Annotated in this window: 15 protein-coding genes; 13 read left to right on the top strand and 2 right to left on the bottom strand. The window is 37.3% G+C overall.

Annotated features, from left to right (window positions below; translation table 11 throughout):
- The first annotated feature begins 87 nt into the window (after positions 1–87).
- From J7E77_RS03055 to J7E77_RS03005, 11 genes are all read left to right on the top strand, one after another.
- The gene (locus tag J7E77_RS03055) at positions 88–1,419 is read left to right on the top strand and encodes an Ig-like domain-containing protein (protein WP_214712258.1); all 1,332 of its coding nucleotides are present in this window, start codon (positions 88–90) and stop codon (positions 1,417–1,419) included.
- 88 nt (positions 1,420–1,507) lie between these two features.
- A complete protein-coding gene (locus J7E77_RS03050; RefSeq protein ID WP_214712257.1) occupies positions 1,508–3,853 on the top strand; it encodes an Ig-like domain-containing protein in 2,346 nt (781 codons plus the stop codon).
- Between the two features lie 208 nt (positions 3,854–4,061).
- On the top strand, positions 4,062–5,297 hold the full coding sequence (locus J7E77_RS03045; RefSeq protein WP_214712256.1) for an ABC transporter substrate-binding protein: 1,236 nt from the start codon (positions 4,062–4,064) through the stop codon (positions 5,295–5,297).
- Positions 5,298–5,314: 17 nt separating this feature from the next.
- Positions 5,315–7,066: a cache domain-containing sensor histidine kinase gene (locus tag J7E77_RS03040; protein WP_214712255.1), complete on the top strand. Its 1,752-nt coding sequence runs from the start codon at positions 5,315–5,317 to the stop codon at positions 7,064–7,066.
- Positions 7,056–8,228: a response regulator transcription factor gene (locus tag J7E77_RS03035; RefSeq protein WP_214712254.1), complete on the top strand. Its 1,173-nt coding sequence runs from the start codon at positions 7,056–7,058 to the stop codon at positions 8,226–8,228. The genes J7E77_RS03040 and J7E77_RS03035 overlap by 11 nt, the downstream gene beginning before the upstream one ends.
- Positions 8,229–8,392: 164 nt before the next feature.
- The gene (locus J7E77_RS03030; RefSeq protein ID WP_214712253.1) at positions 8,393–9,661 is read left to right on the top strand and encodes an ABC transporter substrate-binding protein; all 1,269 of its coding nucleotides are present in this window, start codon (positions 8,393–8,395) and stop codon (positions 9,659–9,661) included.
- A gap of 61 nt (positions 9,662–9,722) precedes the next feature.
- Positions 9,723–10,646 (top strand): carbohydrate ABC transporter permease, encoded by a 924-nt coding sequence (locus J7E77_RS03025; protein WP_251027974.1) that lies wholly within the window; start codon positions 9,723–9,725, stop codon positions 10,644–10,646.
- A gap of 15 nt (positions 10,647–10,661) precedes the next feature.
- Positions 10,662–11,507 carry a carbohydrate ABC transporter permease gene (locus tag J7E77_RS03020; protein WP_214712252.1) on the top strand — a complete coding sequence of 282 codons (846 nt, stop codon included), beginning with the start codon at positions 10,662–10,664 and terminating at the stop codon, positions 11,505–11,507.
- Positions 11,508–11,523: 16 nt separating this feature from the next.
- Positions 11,524–12,495: a carbohydrate kinase family protein gene (locus J7E77_RS03015; RefSeq protein WP_214712251.1), complete on the top strand. Its 972-nt coding sequence runs from the start codon at positions 11,524–11,526 to the stop codon at positions 12,493–12,495.
- Entirely contained in the window at positions 12,485–13,906 is a 1,422-nt protein-coding gene (locus tag J7E77_RS03010; protein ID WP_214712248.1) for a glycoside hydrolase family 32 protein, read from the top strand. The genes J7E77_RS03015 and J7E77_RS03010 overlap by 11 nt, the downstream gene beginning before the upstream one ends.
- A 15-nt stretch (positions 13,907–13,921) precedes the next feature.
- Positions 13,922–14,551: a YesL family protein gene (locus tag J7E77_RS03005; protein ID WP_214712246.1), complete on the top strand. Its 630-nt coding sequence runs from the start codon at positions 13,922–13,924 to the stop codon at positions 14,549–14,551.
- Positions 14,552–14,732: 181 nt separating this feature from the next.
- Here the strand turns inward: J7E77_RS03005 and J7E77_RS03000 are convergent, their stop codons facing one another.
- Positions 14,733–16,580 (bottom strand): bifunctional diguanylate cyclase/phosphohydrolase, encoded by a 1,848-nt coding sequence (locus J7E77_RS03000; RefSeq protein ID WP_214712243.1) that lies wholly within the window; start codon positions 16,578–16,580, stop codon positions 14,733–14,735.
- A gap of 173 nt (positions 16,581–16,753) precedes the next feature.
- Positions 16,754–17,350, bottom strand: a complete 597-nt coding sequence (locus J7E77_RS02995) for a DUF5317 domain-containing protein (protein WP_214712240.1) — start codon at positions 17,348–17,350, stop codon at positions 16,754–16,756.
- An 866-nt stretch (positions 17,351–18,216) separates the two neighbouring features.
- Here J7E77_RS02995 and J7E77_RS02990 point away from each other — a divergent pair.
- Complete coding sequence (locus J7E77_RS02990; protein WP_214712239.1) at positions 18,217–18,444, top strand: hypothetical protein; 228 nt, start codon at positions 18,217–18,219, stop codon at positions 18,442–18,444.
- Positions 18,441–18,572 carry a hypothetical protein gene (locus J7E77_RS31060; RefSeq protein ID WP_285290461.1) on the top strand — a complete coding sequence of 44 codons (132 nt, stop codon included), beginning with the start codon at positions 18,441–18,443 and terminating at the stop codon, positions 18,570–18,572. The genes J7E77_RS02990 and J7E77_RS31060 overlap by 4 nt, the downstream gene beginning before the upstream one ends.
- Positions 18,573–18,577: the final 5 nt, after the last annotated feature.

Genomic DNA, 18,577 nt, shown 5'->3' with positions numbered 1-18,577 from the left:
ATAATAAGGGGCTGGGATATTTTTTCCAAAAACACCTAGAATTAGGCTGGAGTATCTAGTAATATGGTAGCAGGGAGATGATAAATAATGAAGAGTTTACGGATGTTTTTTTTCCTAATCGTACTAATGATTCTTGCTATACCCATTCATGCGGATGGACAGGAAATGAAAGAGGTTGAAAAAAGTCTGACTAACAAACTAGGTCAAAGTATTACTCCAGGGAACTTGCCAAAAAAGTCCCTATCTATTAAACAATCATACAACCCGACGGATTATTCATTAAAAGCAAACGGTAATTATGTAGATAGCTTGTGGGATAGTTATGATACAACCCATGATATTTATTTTGAAGAAGTGTCGAATTATTCGGACTCAACTATGAACGTTCAGGTTTTTGATTTTACAGATTATGCATATTTGAAGGACTCTATTGTTACGATTGAGTTTCTAAAAAGTAACGGAGGCACACTAGTGTATTTGAATTCACTTGAATTTGATACGATTGGTTATACAACCATTAGACTAAATTCTCTTGTTCCGAAATCAATCTATCAAGGCCAGCCATATATCTATTTAAGAGTTGGTGTATCAGAATATAGTGATGATGAATACTACTCAGATGTTACGCAGTTTAAAGTGAAAAATCCTTTTTACACCGCTCCTGTGGATAAAACTCCACCATCAAAGCCAACCGTTACAACAGTTAGTGATTTGACCACGGCTGTGAAAGGGAAAGCGGAAGCTTATTCGACAGTTAGTGTGAACAGAGGAAGCACTACGATTGGAAGAGGGACGGCATTGTCAAATGGAACTTACAGTGTCACGATTCCTAAACAAAAAGCAGGGACAAAATTAACCGTTTATGCTAGAGATAGAGCGGGGAATCTGAGCAGTGGAGCAACGGTCACTGTGATTGATAAAACTGCTCCAGGCAAACCAACTGTTTACTCTGTTGGTGACAATCAAAACATTATCAGAGGTAAAGCAGAAGCCGGCTCGAAAGTGGTCATGAAACAAGGCTCGACTGTTGTAGGCCAAACGGCTGCATCTAGTTCAGGCTCTTTCACTATTAAACTTACATCGATTAGGAAAGCTGGGACGATCTTTACTACATTTGCAACGGACCGGGTAGGTAACCGGAGCCAAGGTACCACAGTTATAGTGGTTGATAAAATAGCTCCTAATGTGCCAACTGTTAATAAGGTAACCTATACCTCAACGAAGGTGACAGGAAAAGCAGAAAGAGGCGCGATGGTGTATATTTTTAACGGTTCGACTTTGGTTGGAATAGCTTCCAGCAATAGTAGTGGAAGCTTTACAGCACCCATTAACGCACAAAAGAAGGGCTCCACATTAGAAGTGATTTCATTGGATAAGGCTCGTAATCAGAGTAAGTCAACTTTTTCAAAAGTATATTAATATAAAATTTACAATTTTCCATCCCTAGATCCAAAAAAAGATTATTAGTATCCACAAATGAAGTTAACTAATGATTGGAGAGTATTATATGAACAATCTCAAAAGGACCCTTTGTTCGCTTCTATCAATTTTGCTGCTTTGCGTACCTACAATCGCTTATGGTCAAGAACCTGGTGTTGCAGGAAATTTGGCTGTAGAAGGGAATTACGTCATCATTGGTAACGAAGCAACCAATGGCGATGGAACGGCATATACGGGCACATTTAATGTAAAAAAACAAAACTTTTCATTTAACAACGATTTAAAACCAACTGCCTACCAAATGGATGTTAACAAACCTTTTAATAGTGCAAAAAACAGCAGCAAGCTGGTGAAGAAATATTTTTCTGCTCAGTCGGTCCCCGTAGTTGGTGATAGTAAACCGTTCTGGGTGACAGACTTTGTCAACAATTTTGATACGCAAATAACGGCCAAATTATTATATAGCGGGACCACGGCAAATGTCTGGGTCTATAATAATCAAATTACTAGTTTAGATGCACAAAAGTTAGGAAAAGAGTTTGATAGTAAAATTCAACCACTTATTACGAACAGCTTTGGCGGAGCGTCTGATGTGGATGGAAATGGGAAGGTCAATATCCTATGCTATGATATCGAGGATGGTTTTGATGGTAGCGGTGCATATATTGGGGGCTATTTTTGGGCAGGTGACTTATATGCTGACCCTCACTCCAATCAATCCGAAATATTCTATATGGATACCTATCCATCCATGGGTACTGGAACCACGAAGGATGTGACGGAAGCATATAGCACGTTAGCGCATGAATTTCAGCACATGGTGAACTTTAACCGGAATGTGTTAATCGAAGGCAGTACGGAATCTATGGATACTTGGTTGGATGAAGCGATGGCCATGGCTGCTGAGCAAATGTATACTGGGCAGGCATTAGATGATCGAATCGATTATTATAATTATTCGGACTCCATAACCAATGGCCATTCTTTATTATATTGGGATGATTACGGGGATGTATTAGCTAATTATTCTCTCTCCTACTTATTCGCTCAATATTTAAAGATTCAAGCGAACCAAGGAGATAGTATTTTTAAAGAACTATTAAATGATCCAAACAATGATTATCGTGCGGTGGAAGCTGCTGTACAAAAACATATCAGCCCTACCCTTTCCTTTGGGAAATTTATGACATCTTTCCGTGCTGCCCTTTTATTAAAACAGGGGACTGGGTTATATGGTTTTAAAGGGGAACCAGGCTTTGAAGCAGTCACGCCAAAATTATACAACGGTTCAGGAACGGAGCTACATGGCGGTGGGGCTGTCGTTAAGCAGCTGGATTCCCAAACAGAATATACAGTACCAGCGGATAAAGGTGCTGATGTGACATATACATTTATACCGAAAGATCTAGAAGGCGATTACACTCCGCCAGTCATCGGTTCGATTAACCCTGTGAGTGATTTTGATACAACCGTAACTGGGACAACCGAGGCTGATGCGACGGTTTATGTCAAGAAAGGGACAACGCTGCTTGGCAGTGGTGTAGCTGATCCTGCAGGAAATTTCAATGTCACGATTGATAAACAAAAGGGCGGAACCCTCCTGCAAGTATATGCTGAGGATTTAGCTGGAAATAGGAGTAAAACCATTTCAGTAACGGTAAAGGATACCATCCCTCCTGCAAACCCGATTGTCAATCCGGTGGGAGACAATCAAACAGCTGTTACAGGGAAAGCAGAAGCTGGAACGAAGGCAGTTGTGAAATCTGGTTCAACCATCATCGGTCAAGCCTTGGTAAGTTCTTCTGGTACTTTTTCTGTTAAAATTGCTGTCAAAAAAGCAGGGACCCGATTAACTGTTTTTGTACAAGATGGTGGAGGTAACAAAAGTGGAGAAGTTGCGGTCATCGTTTCAGATAAAACAGCGCCTGTTAAGCCTTCGATTTATTCCTTAGGTGATAATCAAACGATTATTTTTGGGAGAACGGAAGCGGGTGCAAAAGTAGTCATTAAGGCGGGGAGTTCTGTTTTAGGTCAGAGTTATGCGAATAGTACTGGATCCTTCCTAATAAAAATCCGAACAGCAAAAAAAGCAGGGACCCGATTAACAGTTTATTCTAGTGATAAAGCGGGGAACCAAAGTCAAACCACTGTTACGGTAGTTGATAAAACTGCACCTGCCATCCCGGTTGTCAACAAAGTAACGCATCTATCAAAATCGGTTACAGGAAAAGCTGAAGCAGGATCAACTGTATATATTTATAACGGTGTAACTTTGATTGGTAAAACGCTCACAGATAAATACGGAAAGTTTAAAGCAGTGATTAAGGTACAGAAAAAGGGGAAATCATTAGAGGTTTCTGTATTAGATAAGGCTGGGAACCAGAGTAAGGTGAAAGTTGTGAAGGTATATTAATATCTTGGTTCGAGCCTGAATATGTTGAATGCCAAGTTTCTTAGGGAACTTGGCTTTTTGTGAAGGAAACTTTTGTCTCTATACGCCTTTATTGTCAGATTTTTTTAATATCAATGTATTCTGAATTATAGTAGTATAAAAATAAGATTTTTGAGTGAACAGATGTGTTAATTAAAACTAAATTTAAACCGGAAATAACGGGGGTTCTATGAAGTCTCTTTTTCGTTGCATTTGTTTATCTATTTTATTATTGACAGCGTGTAATGGTAATAAGGTAGTCGAGTTAACCACCAATAAAGAAAAGGTACACCTTGAGTTTTTTACACCCAAAATTGAAACAGAGCCAATCTTTGAGGAGTTAATTCATGAATTTGAAAAACAACATCCTACCATTGATATTAGTCAAGAAGTTATACCAGAAGGGATGAGGGTATTAAAAACTAGAATAGCGAGAGGGGATATACCAGATATTTTCATTACCTATCCTATTGAGCAAGATTACCTCATCAGGGCAGATAAAGGTTATTTACTAGATTTGACTCATGAAGATTTTATACAGAATATCGAACCAAGCATACAAAATCGCTATCTTGTCAATGGTAAAATGTATGGTGCCGCATTAACCCAGAATGCTGTAGGCGTGCTATATAATATAGATCATTTTCAAGAATTGAATCTTTCCATTCCACAAACCTGGGATGAGTTTATTGAGGTTATGGAAAAATTAAAAGCTGCAGGAAAAACACCTTTGTTAATGCCAAATAAAGATGCTAACCGATCAAGTATTTTTAATTTAAACTTTGTAGCAAACGACATTAACACTCATTATTGGGAGAAAGAAACATTTTCTATCTCGAAAAATAAAGAGTGGAGGGAAATTTCAGAAAAGACGATAACTGCTCTATCGTATGTACAATTAAATTCCTTTCAGGATGATTTCTTTGAAGTGAATCGCAAATTTGCAAATGGACAAGGGTCTATGTACGTTATGGGGACATGGGCTTTAACTGAGATTGAAAAACATAATCCCAATTTACATTATGGAATTTTTCCATTTCCGGCAACAAATCAACCAAAACAAAATAAGGTTTTGGGTGGTGTTGATATAGGACTTGCTATTTCTTCTAATACGAAACATCCAAAGGAGGCCAAGCAGTTTTTAGCCTTTTTAACCAATAAGGAAATTGCTCAAAGACTTTCGGATTACGAGGGATCGATTAGTACGGTCAAGGGAGTTAATATTAATACACCTCAATTAGAATTATTAAATGAAAAAATACATGAAGGTAAAACCGTAAACTGGCCAAACCATTATTGGGCAGGAGGAACAGCTGCAGAATCCGATTTTCGGAAATATACCTTACAGTTTTATTATGATAAGAATATCGATACCTTTCTTAACAATCTCGAAGACATGTTTAATTATTATAAGGATTTAAAATAGAAGAAATAGGTGTCTGTATGCTTAGATTTCAACAAAAAATGATCATAGCCTTTTTACTTTTTATTTTACTGCCTATCATCATATTAGGGTTTGTATCATACAAAATTTCATCAACAACCTTACAACAAAAGATAAGCAATCAAACGGTTCAGACATTAAGGGCTGTTAATCGAAATATAGTGGCTTCTGTATCAGAAGTAAATGCTTTTTCAGACTATGTTATTTCATCAGGTGAAATTCACTCGTTTTTAAGAACAAATGATAGGACATCCATTATCGAATTTTACAATAAGAAGCAGGCGATTGCGGGCATTATGCATGGAAACTCGCAAATAGATGATTTTATTTTATATAGTAAAAGCGGGAGTGCTACCCATTTAAAAAATACACAGATTCCATCATTTAAAACATTCCAAGCAAGCCTTTTTAATCATCAAATACTGCAAGAAAAAGGAAGATCCGTTTGGTTAACCCCGTCTGAAATTCATCCATTTAATCATGAAAAAAGGTTTGTGCTAACTCAAGGAAGAGTGGTAAAGGATATTGATACTCTTACTGACTTAGGTTACTTGATTTTAGACGTCAAACTAGACCTATTTGATAATATCTTTAAGGACGTCCAAGAAGATACAGCATATGGAATGTTAGTCAATCAAAATGGGACGATATTATATTCATTAGACAGGGATTTAATTGGTAAGCAGTTTGATATCGACCAATTCTCTGAGATTCAATCACAGGAAAATGGATATCTCATTGATTATTGGAATCGTGAGAAAAGCTTAATTACGTATATGCCGTCAAGTTTTACTACTGGAACGAATTCATCTGCCATTTTGATTTCTATTAAACCTTGGAAGGATATTTCCAACGATATTCAACATATTCGAAATACAACGTTGTTAATTGTCGCTTTTGCTGTAATCATTGCCGTCCTTTTTAATGTTTTATTCTTAAAAAATATTTCGCGTTTCATTCAAGAGCTACTAAAACATATGAAACTAGCTGAAGTAGGTATGTTAAGTAGTCGAATGGAAAGTTTCAAATTAAAAGAATTAGAGAAAATTTCGTTAGGATTTAATAACATGATTTCTCGGATTCAACAATTATTGAAAGAAGTGGAAACCGAACAGGAACGTAAGCGGGAAGCGCAATTCAAAGTGCTGCAACAACAAATTAACCCTCATTTTTTATATAATACGCTTGAATCAATCAATGCGCTTGCTGCATTAAATGGCCAAAAAGAAATTAGTAAAATGACGATTAATCTCGGAAAATTATTACGGATTAGTATTAATGGAGGCTATGAAGTTAAGGTTCAAGATGAGATCCGTCATGTCATTAGCTACTTAGAAATTCAAAAAATCAGATATGATAATCGATTTTCATTCATGGTTGAAGTAGACGAAGGGTTGAAAAACGAACCTGTTTTAAAACTCATTCTCCAGCCGCTCGTTGAAAATATCTTAATCCATGCGTTTGATCAGGAACACGTCGGAATCATCAAAATTAGAGCTGCCATGACCAATGGGCAAGGTCAATTTTGGGTTGAGGATAATGGCAAGGGAATTGATAAAAAAGCCTTGTTGAAATTAAATGGCTGGGAACCAGAGAAATGTAACGGCAGAGGTCATGGGATTCGTAATGTTCAGGAACGATTAGGACTTTATTATGGTGAAAATTATGGGTTAATCATTTGTTCAGATGAAAAGAATGGAACGATAATAAAAATTTCATTTCCAATAAAAGGTGAAAAACATGGGCTTTAAAGTATTAATTGCAGATGATGAACCACTAATATTAAAGAATCTTACACAAATTATTGATTGGCACGCATTAGATTGTCTGATTATAGGTACCGCCCAAAATGGCCAGGAAGCATTAGAGATACTAGAAAAGGAACGAATTGACCTCCTATTAACGGATATATCGATGCCGGGGATTTCTGGTATTGACTTATTAAAGCAGATACAAAAATTACCTTATCAACCGATTACATTATTAATAAGCGGTTATGATGATTTTGAATATGCTAGAGAAGGTTTAAAAAATAATGCCCTTGATTATATCCTAAAACCGATTGATTATGATGAATTACAAGAATGCGTTGAACGTGCTATTGGGGAATTGAAAAATCAAAAAATAAAGGAACATGAGTATGAAAAATTCCTGATTTATGAATTGATTACAATGGAAAATATAAAACCGGAAGTGATCAATAAATATCAGCCCTATATTGCGATGGCAGTGAAATCCCCTGAGCAAAATATAGAATCGATCATTCACCAGATCCATGATTCCTGTATGAAAGGGAATACGAAGCTATTTATTTATCGAATCTCGGATGTGGATGTCATTGTCGTGCTAGAATTCTCAAACAATTTACCTGTTCCAATTGATGGATGTGTGAAGGGTTTTGCCCAACAAATCGTCCAGGAAGCTTCACAAAAATGTATAGTATCCATTGGTCCATCCGTAGAATGTTTATTGGATATACGAAAATCAGTAGATCATACAAGGGAATTAATCAAGTTTGATGCCTTTATAAAGAGTGCTATTATTACTGACGGACTGATCAAAGAGGAGTATAAACGAAAACAAACATCAGCAGACTTGATGAATAATGCAATATCTTTTATAAAGAATCATTTTGAACAAGATTTGGGTATAGAGCAAGTGGCAGAACAGGTTGGTTTGAGTGTAAGTTATTTTAGTAATCTTTTTAAACAAAGAACTGGAGTAACCTTCCTTGAATATTTGACGGATGTGAGAGTCAATTACGCATGCCTGCTTTTAGAAAATCTAGATTTAAAGACGTATGAAATAGCTCAAAAAGTGGGCTATACGGATCAACGATACTTTAGCCAGGTCTTTAAGAGGAAAATGAAGAAAACACCAAGTGAATATCGAAAACTATTTAAGAAAGATTAGCTTTAAGTCTCTCAATATTTTTTTGGGAGGCTTTTTCCATTTCGAAAATAGTAAAAATTTAAACAATCATAAGAGGAATACCTCATTTTGAAAGCGTTTCAATTATTTTATGCTTAATATGTGAAAACGCTTTATGGAAAAAACAAGACAGAGGGGGAAAAGTAGTGAAAAAACTGTTCGCAATTAGTATGTCTATTGTCTTATTATTAGGAATCTTGAGCGCATGTAGTAGTGATAGCGCATCAAAGAGTGAAAGTGGAGCCGTTAAATTAACATTATGGCATCCAAAAGGGGATACATCAGAAGCGTATAAAGAAATTATTAAAGAATTCAACAAGGAAAACAAAGGGAAAATTGAAGCAGAACTTACATTAATTCCTCGAGGTAATAAATATGCCTATGAAGATAAAGTTTCTGCTGCAGCAACAAGCGATACACTTCCTGATTTGGTAGCTATGGATGGTCCGAACGTGGCCAACTACGCTGATTCTGGGATTATCCAGCCTATTGACGGTCTTGTCGAAAATCAAGATGATTTTGTAGATTCGATCATTACACAAGGTACGTTTGATGGTAAGTTATATACCGTTGGAGCCACAGAATCAACAGTTGCCTTGTTTTATAACGTTAAAATGTTAAAAGATGCGGGTATCACACCTCCTACAAAGCTAGAAGATGCATGGACATGGGATCAATTCTATGAAGCTGCTAAAAAATTAACAGATAAAAAGAAAGGTATTTATGGTGTAAACTGGACCCTCGATTACGGTGAATGGATTATCTATTTCTCAGGTCCTACCGTATGGAGTAATGGTGGAAGCTTTATTGCTGAAGATGGTACAAAAGCTGATGGTTTTGTAAATGGTCCAAAAACAGTGGAAGCTTTAAAATACCTTCAAAAGTTTACAAAGGAAGGTCTAGTTAATCTACAACCTAAACCAACTGAATTTGAAGATGGAAAAGCTGCAATGATGTTAATGGGTTCTTGGGAATGGAGAAAGTTACAAGATTATCCTAAGACTGAGTGGGGGATTACTTATTATCCAAGAAGCAATTCTGGAGAGCAAGTTTCACCATCAGGTGACTGGAACTGGGGAATTTCTACGGATACAAAGCATAAAAAAGAATCAGCCACTCTTCTGAACTATATTATGAATAAAGAAAATATCATTAAATTAGCAAAAGCTGATAATAAGCCAGCAGCACGTATGTCTTCATTTGAAGAAATGACAGAATGGAATGAAGCACCTCTTAACATCTTAAAAGATCAAGTGTTAAATACAGCTCATCCTAGACCTGCTACAACTTCATACCCTGTATTGTCTACTAAGTACGGGCAGGCCGTTCAAAATATTTTCCTTGGCGGTGACGTTCAGGAAGAATTAGATAAAGTAGCGAAAGAAACTGATGAAGATATTGCACGTAAAAAATAAAAACTAGATAAAGGCAATCGTATGATTGCCTTTTTTGATACTACAATGTGGAGGTGTAAACATGGCGGAAATTGTTAAAAGCGGTGATAGTCACTTGGCATACAAACGTGAAAGTCCAATGACCTACAAACGTCAACAAAAAGTGCTAGGGGTGTTGTTCTCTCTTCCAGCCTTAGCATTATTGTTTACATTTTTGATCTTGCCGGTTATATTGGCGTTCTTCTATAGCTTTATGAATTACAATATGTTAAACCCAGATGCAAAAGTGTTTACCGGCTTCGATAATTATATAAGACTTTTTCAAGATAAAATCTTTTTTACCGCATTAAAAAATACATTGTATTTTACCGTTCTTGTTGTCCCGCTTCAATGTGGCGTGGCGCTTTTGTTAGCTATTCTTGTGAATAAAAAGGTGAAGGCGGCTTCCCTAGGACGCGTATTTTTCTTTAGCCCGGTAGTCACCTCCATGGTGGTTGTCGCTATTCTTTGGACATTTTTATACAACGTGGATAATGGATTGATCAATAATGCATTGAACTTTTTTGGATTTGAAAACCAGCCGTTTTTGTTAAGTCCGGACCAAGCGATGAACTCCATCATCTTTATGTCTATCTGGCAAGCTGCTGGATTTCAAATGATGATCTTCCTGGCAGGATTAAAGGATGTCCCTGAGGAATTATACGAAGCGGCTGAAATAGACGGTGCAAATGTATGGCAGAAATTTAGGAATGTAACCCTGCCGTCTATCCAACATGTGACTGGTTTTGTCCTGATTATCACAACGATTCAAGCCTTTCGATTATTTATCCAGCCTTATGTTATGACGAATGGTGGACCGAGTGATTCAACAAAAACGCTTGTTTTTATGCTTTATGAAAATGGCTTCCAATTTCGTGATGTAGGTTATTCTTCTGCGATCGCCGTAGTCTTTTTCCTAGTAGTTATCATTACGTCATTGTTACTTAAAAAACTATTAAAACAATAAAGGGGTGGATTGATGATGACAAACCGTACAAAAAAACGTATAGGAAAAATGGGTATTACAATTAGCATCCTCGTGCTTGGGTTTTTGTTTATCTCCCCACTCCTTTGGATGATCATTGCATCCGTCAAACCTGAAACATTGATTTTTAAAGATATGGGATTTGAAGCGTTTATTCCGAAAGAAACGACCTTTGATAACTATGCAAAAATTTTATTCAACGAAAATATTAACTTCTTTCATTATATGGGGAACAGTTTATTTACAGTTGGAATGATTGTCATCTTAGGTACAGTCGTCAACTCCATATGTGCCTATGCACTTGTAAAATTGAAATTCCCCGGCAGTGATCTCATTTTAATTATCATCATTGCTTTATATGTTGTTCCATTTGAAAGTGTATTAATTCCCCTCTATATTGTTGTCAATAAATTTGGGTGGATTAATGAATTTCCGGCACTCATTATTCCGTTTATTGCTAGTGCATTTAATATCTTCTTATTCAGACAATTCTTCATGGGTTTTCCAAAGGAATTGGAAGAAGCAGCACAAATCGATGGAGCATCCCCATGGCAAACCTTTGTCCGGATTGTTGTTCCTAATTCAAAACCTGTGTTTGCGACAGCTGCCATTTTAACATTTGTCACCCATTGGAGTGATTTTATGTGGCCACTTATTGTTGCAACAGATCAGTCTATTCAAACTGTACAAATTGGGATTCAATATCTCTTTACAGATAATAACATTCAATATGGTCAAATCATGGCTGCACTTACGTTAACAACGATTCCTGTTATCTTGATATTCATATTTTTCCAACGCTATTATGTCCAAGGGATCACTTCAAGCGGCGTAAAAGGTTGATTAAGGAGAAAGCAATATGTTCGAAATTGTATCTTTAGGCGAATTATTGATTGATTTAATCCCCCATAATGACTATACACCCGATAACCCTTCCTATGAGGCAAAAGTAGGTGGGGCACCAATCAATGTGTTGTCTGGATTAGCGAAGTGGGGACACTCCACTGCTTATATTTCAAAGGTAGGAAACGATGCATTTGGAACCTATTTGAAGAAAAGTGTCCAAAGTGAAGGGATCAATGTTGATTACGTGCTCATGGAAGAAGCGGCACCAACTACTGTGGCCATTGTTTCTCTCGATGAAAATCGGGATCGGACCTTCGATTTTATTCGTAATCCTGGTGCTGACCAACTTTTAACGAACGATGAGATTGAATACCATCTGATTCGGGAGGCGAAGATTTTTCACTTTGGTTCTCTTTCCTTAACCCATCATCCTTCGAGGGAATCAACGCTAGAAGCATTGAAATATGCAGAAAAGGAAAATAAAATCATCAGTTTCGACCCGAATTATCGTCCATTATTATGGGAAAATCAAGAAGATGCCAAAAGGATGATGATAGACGGGTTAAAATGGGCAGATATTGTAAAAATTTCCGATGAGGAAGTACAGTTTATTATGAATGAAGCTGATCCACTAAAAGCCTCTCAACTGCTTGCCGAAAATTACCATATTCCATTGTTGTTTATGACAAAAGGAAAAGAAGGTGCCATGGTCATTTGCAACGGGCACCTACTTGAAGAAAAGGGGATTGAGGTACAGCCAGTTGATACAACAGGAGCAGGGGACGCCTTCATGGCCTCTGTGCTTCATCAGTTTTTAGTAAAAAGCAAACCGATTCAAGAATTAACGAAAACTGACTTAAGTGATATGCTTCAATTTGCAAATGGTGTGGCGGCACAAACTACTACAGTAAAAGGCGGGTTTAGCGTCGTACCTGCCTTGGATCATTTGGAAACTATAACTGGAGGTGTTCCTCATGTACGATGAACAATTTCGACCGCAGCTTCACTTTAGCCCAAAAGAAAAATGGATGAATGATCCAAATGGGTTGGTATATTACAAGGAAGAGTACCATCTTTTTTATCAATATCATCCACATGATATCGTATGGGGGCCTATGCACTGGGGCCACGCGGTAAGTAAAGACCTGTTACACTGGGAGGAATTGCCGATTGCTCTTTACCCGGATGAATTGGGACAGATTTTTTCAGGCAGTGCGGTTATTGATAAACAAAACACCAGTGGATTAAAATCTTCTGATGAAGATGTGATGGTAGCAATCTTTACCCATCATGGTAAGGACAATGAAAAGCAGAGCATTGCTTATTCCAATGATCGAGGGCGATCATGGACTAAATATGCTGGGAATCCCGTTATTGATAATCCGGGAATAAAAGATTTCCGAGACCCAAAGGTATTTTGGCATGAGGAGTCACAAAAATGGGTGATGTCTCTAGCATGTGGTGATTGTATTCATTTTTATGGGTCACCAAATCTAATTGATTGGAATCTTCTGTCCACATTCGGCAGTGAATACGGTGCACATGGAGGCGTTTGGGAGTGCCCGGACTTAATTCCATTGGCGGTGAAAGGTGAGAACGAAAGGAAATGGGTATTGATTGTTAGTATTAACCCAGGCGGTCCGAATGGAGGATCCGTTGTCCAGTATTTCATTGGTGATTTTGATGGGACGACTTTTTGCTGTGATGATGAAAACGAGGTAGTGAAATGGGCCGATTTTGGGCGTGATTTTTATGCAGCCGTTACATGGAGTAATCTCTCTGAACCTACTTGGATTGGATGGATGAGCAATTGGCAGTATGCCAATCAAGTCCCGACAAATCCTTTTAGAAGCGTGATGTCTATTCCGAGGAAGTTGAGTCTGCGCAGGCAAAAAGGTGATTTGACCTTAGTTCAAACACCATTTGACCTATCATCTTTATATAAAAATCCGATTCTATCTAATGAAACTATAACCTTACAATCCAGTCAATCTGGTCCAATTGTATTGGATAATCTCCAATTTATTGCAGAAGCAAATGTGGTAAAAAATACGGCTTCCTCTTTTTCCATCACGCTTAGCGGAGAGCAGGAGAAACTGCAAATTATCTTTGATCGTGTAAAACATGAAGTGAGGATTGATCGAAGAAATAGTGGTCAAGTTTCATTTTCAGAGCATTTTGCGAGTGTGGATACGATGCCATTAGCTGAAGTTAATGATTTTACCTTCATTCTAGATAAAACCTCGATTGAATTGTTTGTCAATCAGGGTAGTCGTGTCATGACAGAGTTATTCTACCCTTGTGAATCAGATTATAAGCTAGAGTTTATGGCAACCGAAGGGGAAGTTGTTTTATCCAATGTAACTATACACAGCCTTGAATCTACTTGGAAATAAGAAAGGAAGATAGACATGAATCCTTGGGATGGAAAAACCGCATTATTCATGAGAACTGTAACGAACATCATGATCCTAAATCTCTTATGGGTTATCTGTTCTATGCCCGTATTTACGATTGGACCCTCAACTGCTGCGATGTATGGGGTAATAAGAAAGTGGCATTTATATAAGGATCCTAGTGTTATTCGAAGTTTTATTCATGAATATCGGTTATTTTTCAAACAAGGATCTATGGTCGGTACTGTTTGGATCTTCCTTGGTTTTTTACTTGTGTTAGATGTAGTCTATTTCCTGCAAATTCCAAGCAACGTAAAAGTAGTGCTGATTGTCATAACCATAACGGCTCTCATCATCTATCTTTTGACTAGTGCCCTATTGTTTTCTATTCTGGTTCATTATGAAACAAAAGGAATTGGACTTATCAAACAAGCATTTACATTTTCATTGATTGATGTAAAGACAACCTTTGCAATTATACTTATGTGGATTGCAGCAGGCATTGTACTTTTTTATGCTCCATTAGCTATTTTTGTCATTTTTGTTCCTGTTTCGATGATTTCGTTCCGATTTGCATTGATTTCATTTGATAGGATTTGTAAATTACCTAAGATCCAATCAAAATATATTGCCCTAGAAAAATGAGGAAACCTTCCTGCTTCTCCTCTTTTTTGTATAACTTTGATGCAGGGGTCAGATCAAAGAGCTTAAATTTATCATTTGAAAAAGAAAACCTCATTTAGACACGTTCTGGTGAACCGGGTCTAAATGAGGTTTTTCTTTTTCTACTATTGATTTTTTTCTTCTGCCAACTGTGCGGAAAGTATTAGCCATTCACTGCGGCAAGCTCTTCTTTTCGTTCATCCCCGGAGTGATCAAACTCCTTGATCATCGCTATAAACGGTTCAATGAATTGAGGATCAAATTGTTTTCCAGAGCAGTCGCGCAATTCAGCGATCGCTTCATGGAAGGTTTTTGTTTTTTGATAAGGACGCTCGGTTGTCATTGCGTCAAAGGAATCGATCACACAGAGAATTCGCGCCAGCTTTGGAATCGATTTTCCTGCTAAGCCATATGGATAGCCGTTCCCATCATAGCGTTCATGGTGGAGTTCAACTAGCGGAATCAAGTCTTCTAATTTCTTATTCGTTGAAATGATCTCTTTTCCGTAGGTTACGTGCTTCTTCATCAATTCCCATTCATGAGGCTCAAGCTTTCCTTTTTTATTTAAAATCTCCCGCGGGATTTCTATTTTTCCAATGTCATGAACAAGAGCTCCAAGAATCAGCGTTTTGCGTTCATGAATACTTAAGTTAAGCATTCGTGAAAAATCAACCGCATATTGGTAGACCCGTTTACTGTGGCGATAGGTATAGACATCTTTTGAGAGGAAGATCTTTAATTGAAACTCCGCTTCCTCCAACTCCTTTTCAAGTGAAAGCGAGTGATGAACGGAATATTCGGAATGCCCATTATAGATTTGGACAAGATTTTTCCCTTGGTTTTTCGCCGCATACATCGCTTGATCCGCTTTGTTCAGAAGTTCAGAAATATTGTAGGTCTCTTTTTCACATTCGGCAATCCCAGATGAAAAGGACAAGCAGCCGTAAGGGAGACGTTCCACCCCTTTATAGTAGGTGTCATTTACTTTCTTCCGTAATTCATTCATGAACGAATAAGCTGTTTTACGATCGGTGTTTGGCATGATAATCGAAAATTCTTCGCCGCCATAGCGTGCAACGATAAAATTTGCAGCGTCGGACTCGGTTTTTAAAATGGCACCAAATTCTTGGAGCAGATGATCCCCTTGAATATGCCCGTACAGATCGTTGAATTTTTTAAAATCATCTATATCAAGGATGACCACACTTAATGGCTGATCCGTTTCCTTTGCGATCGCTACTTCTTTTTCCAAAATTTCTTTAAAGTAACCATGGTTATTGAGACCAGTAAGGGTGTCTTTGTTGGCTTTATCCAGGGTTTCTTGAAACAAGCGGAAATGTTCATTAAATGCTACCGACAAAAGGATCGAAATGCACACAAACATAACGAGGCCCAAGATTGGATTTACCTGAATAAGAATTCCAAGTACAAGTGAGAGTAATAATGTACAAAGGTAGCTTACTAGAAAGGTTTTATCCCTTACAATTCCGGTCATTAATTTAATCGAGCTTTCTGTTTGCAGCAGAAGGAAGTATAAACTGATTAAAATCGTGTTTAGAATAAAATAGGCACTAAGTGAAAGAATGTAAGGTAATAAGTTGCCTGTATTAATGTCACCTACGACTCCATTGGTCGAAGTAAAGAGAAAATAGGAAAGAATCATCATAATACTATAGATTGAAAAATTGAATAGATGTTTCCACCAGACAATCTTTCGTTTATATATGGCATAGATCACCGAATTGATTAGTAAAACTTCTAATGTAAAATTTAAGCCAAATAAAAAAATGCTGGCTAGATAAATTGCAGAGTCCATCGAAATGGAATTTCCGTCAGGTGGAATGGGGATCGTGTAATGATTTAGGAGTAATATCGCTCCTACTAAGGTAAGGGTAATTACTAATTTTGAAGTATCGAGGAAATTAAAGGGTTTTAACAGTAAAAATCCTATACTTCCGAGAAATGAAACCATCAATAAATAGAGATTAGCCGGTTGTTTGATTCTGTCCATTTTTAATCACTCATATCTAAAAATATTAGAATGGAGAAGTAAGATAATTTTACTCCTCCATTCTTCTTATTATATTAGTTTCATTCCAGATGTTAAAGCAATAATCATTGAAGCAAGAATAATAGCATTTACGATAACACTTGTTAATTTAAGGCCTTCTGGCTTTTGTGGTTTCATTTGGTTTCACCTCCTTTAATGGAGAGTGACCTTTCATGCCTATTCTTTGCTGCAGGGTGTTTTAGCATTAAGTATTGAATAAAGAGGAAGGCACCGATATTCATAATTATATCACCGATGCTAATAATTTGTGTTCTAGGATATGGGTCTGTAATTGGGATAATATCGCCTAAGATGCCTAGTTTTGTAGATTCTGTTAGCGCTGTATGCTTCGCATATAATTGCTCTTTAAAAACATCGAGATAACCAGCTGGTAAAATAGATGCAGCATCTAATGATACCGGCATTCTACCGCCGTTCGTCACCATAACCAAGAAATTGAGAAATACACCTAGTAAAATCAGATTAAAACCTGCGTTTTTGCGGTTTATAAATAAAAATAGTAAACCGAGTACATATACCACAATGTATATGTATCCGCTTACCTGTCCGAGAAATTTGCTATCGTTTTGGAGAATAAAAACGGCTAATTCAACGACCAATAATAGCGGAAAGATCCATCCCCACTTTAGCTTTAGTTGTGCCAGTGCTCTTAAGTTCCCTTTGCGAAGAAAACCTACGATAAACGAAATAATGATGCCGTCAAATACCATCAGCTGATACCTACCTATGCCAGAATATATAACAAATAGAAAGAGTTCAAAAATTCCATGAAGAAAAAATATTCCCACAATAATATAATCAAAGATATTCGTCGAATGCAAGGAGTATTGCGTGTTGTTTGTGTCGAATTTGTGTATATTCTGATGTCTTGACTCGATTAATCTTGTTTCATAGGATTGTTCCACGATACCTTAATAGAATAAAAGATTAAAGTTCGGCTCAATCTCCGTTAAAGAGGTAGGGATCTATCTGATTTTATGGATGCGCAAATAAAAGGTGTTAATGCGCAAATAAAAGCTGATAATCCGCAAATAAACAATGACATTTTTCGATTACGCAGCGTTTGAGGAGGCAAAAAGTTGGAAAACTCGTCTCGATGAGCAGTTTATCAGCGTATTTTTGAAGGATATCGGCAAACTGGACCATTTTATCAGCGGAAATTCAACTTTATCAGCGAATCAATTTTTCCACAAATAAAACCGGCTATTTATTACGTGGAGTGCAAGATGTCCATTAGTAAGCTCCAGAAAAGAGGTGTTTTAAAGATAGTTCTCGACAAACTTTTCAGCCATTTAGAGGAATAAATCCAGGAATGGCACGGGCTGAGCCCTCTTTTAATCAAACGTTTATATAGTAGGGAAAAGGGGCGGAATTAATAGAATGGTGTAAGTTCAAGCAAAACCAGTCTGTTATTGTGGAAATAATGGTTATTTCCTGCGGAATGATCCCGGGTAAACCGACAATTTCCCGCCTGCATTAGCAGGGGAAATCCTTATAGGTCAATACTTGCAGCTGTTTCAACCAAACGTTTGATTAGTATAGCATATATGGTATTTAGTCGAATGGCCGTCGTTTAATGGCAATAATGGCTATGGTGCTATTTATTTCCTATTTCCAGTCCATTTTTCAACAATTAATTTACGTATTTGGAGAGACAAACGCATATTTATCAAGGGATGTCAAAGTTTTAATCAAACGTTTGATTGAAAGGGAAACTTGGGGGAAATGGGTGAGATTTGTCATTTCATTGGATGGATTTGGAGTAAATAATCAACGGGCGGGCGGAAATGGAGAGGAGTTTTGAGGAGAGCGAGAACTAGTACTCAAGAGGCTGTAACCGACCGTGAAGGCGAAAAAAGAGAGAGAGTTTGGTCGTTAAGAGAGGTTCTATGTGACCGTGAAGGAAGAGAAAAGGAGAGTTCGGTCACATAGAGAGG

It is taken from the genome of Bacillus sp. ISL-77 (assembly GCF_018613105.1).
The sequence above is the reverse complement of the archived record's forward strand: the minus strand, read 5'-3'. Positions and strand labels throughout refer to the sequence as shown.

Excerpts from the sequence above, each read along its gene's own strand:
- J7E77_RS03055 (WP_214712258.1), top strand. The coding sequence starts at position 88 with ATGAAGAGTTTACGGATGTTTTTTTTCCTAATCGTACTAATGATTCTT.
- J7E77_RS03050 (WP_214712257.1), top strand. The coding sequence starts at position 1,508 with ATGAACAATCTCAAAAGGACCCTTTGTTCGCTTCTATCAATTTTGCTG.
- J7E77_RS03045 (WP_214712256.1), top strand. The coding sequence starts at position 4,062 with ATGAAGTCTCTTTTTCGTTGCATTTGTTTATCTATTTTATTATTGACA.
- J7E77_RS03040 (WP_214712255.1), top strand. The coding sequence starts at position 5,315 with ATGCTTAGATTTCAACAAAAAATGATCATAGCCTTTTTACTTTTTATT.
- J7E77_RS03035 (WP_214712254.1), top strand. The coding sequence starts at position 7,056 with ATGGGCTTTAAAGTATTAATTGCAGATGATGAACCACTAATATTAAAG.
- J7E77_RS03025 (WP_251027974.1), top strand. The coding sequence starts at position 9,723 with ATGGCGGAAATTGTTAAAAGCGGTGATAGTCACTTGGCATACAAACGT.
- J7E77_RS03020 (WP_214712252.1), top strand. The coding sequence starts at position 10,662 with ATGACAAACCGTACAAAAAAACGTATAGGAAAAATGGGTATTACAATT.
- J7E77_RS03015 (WP_214712251.1), top strand. The coding sequence starts at position 11,524 with ATGTTCGAAATTGTATCTTTAGGCGAATTATTGATTGATTTAATCCCC.
- J7E77_RS03010 (WP_214712248.1), top strand. The coding sequence starts at position 12,485 with ATGTACGATGAACAATTTCGACCGCAGCTTCACTTTAGCCCAAAAGAA.
- J7E77_RS03005 (WP_214712246.1), top strand. The coding sequence starts at position 13,922 with ATGAATCCTTGGGATGGAAAAACCGCATTATTCATGAGAACTGTAACG.
- J7E77_RS03000 (WP_214712243.1), bottom strand. The coding sequence starts at position 16,580 with ATGGACAGAATCAAACAACCGGCTAATCTCTATTTATTGATGGTTTCA.
- J7E77_RS02995 (WP_214712240.1), bottom strand. The coding sequence starts at position 17,350 with ATGGTATTTGACGGCATCATTATTTCGTTTATCGTAGGTTTTCTTCGC.
- J7E77_RS02990 (WP_214712239.1), top strand. The coding sequence starts at position 18,217 with ATGGCAATAATGGCTATGGTGCTATTTATTTCCTATTTCCAGTCCATT.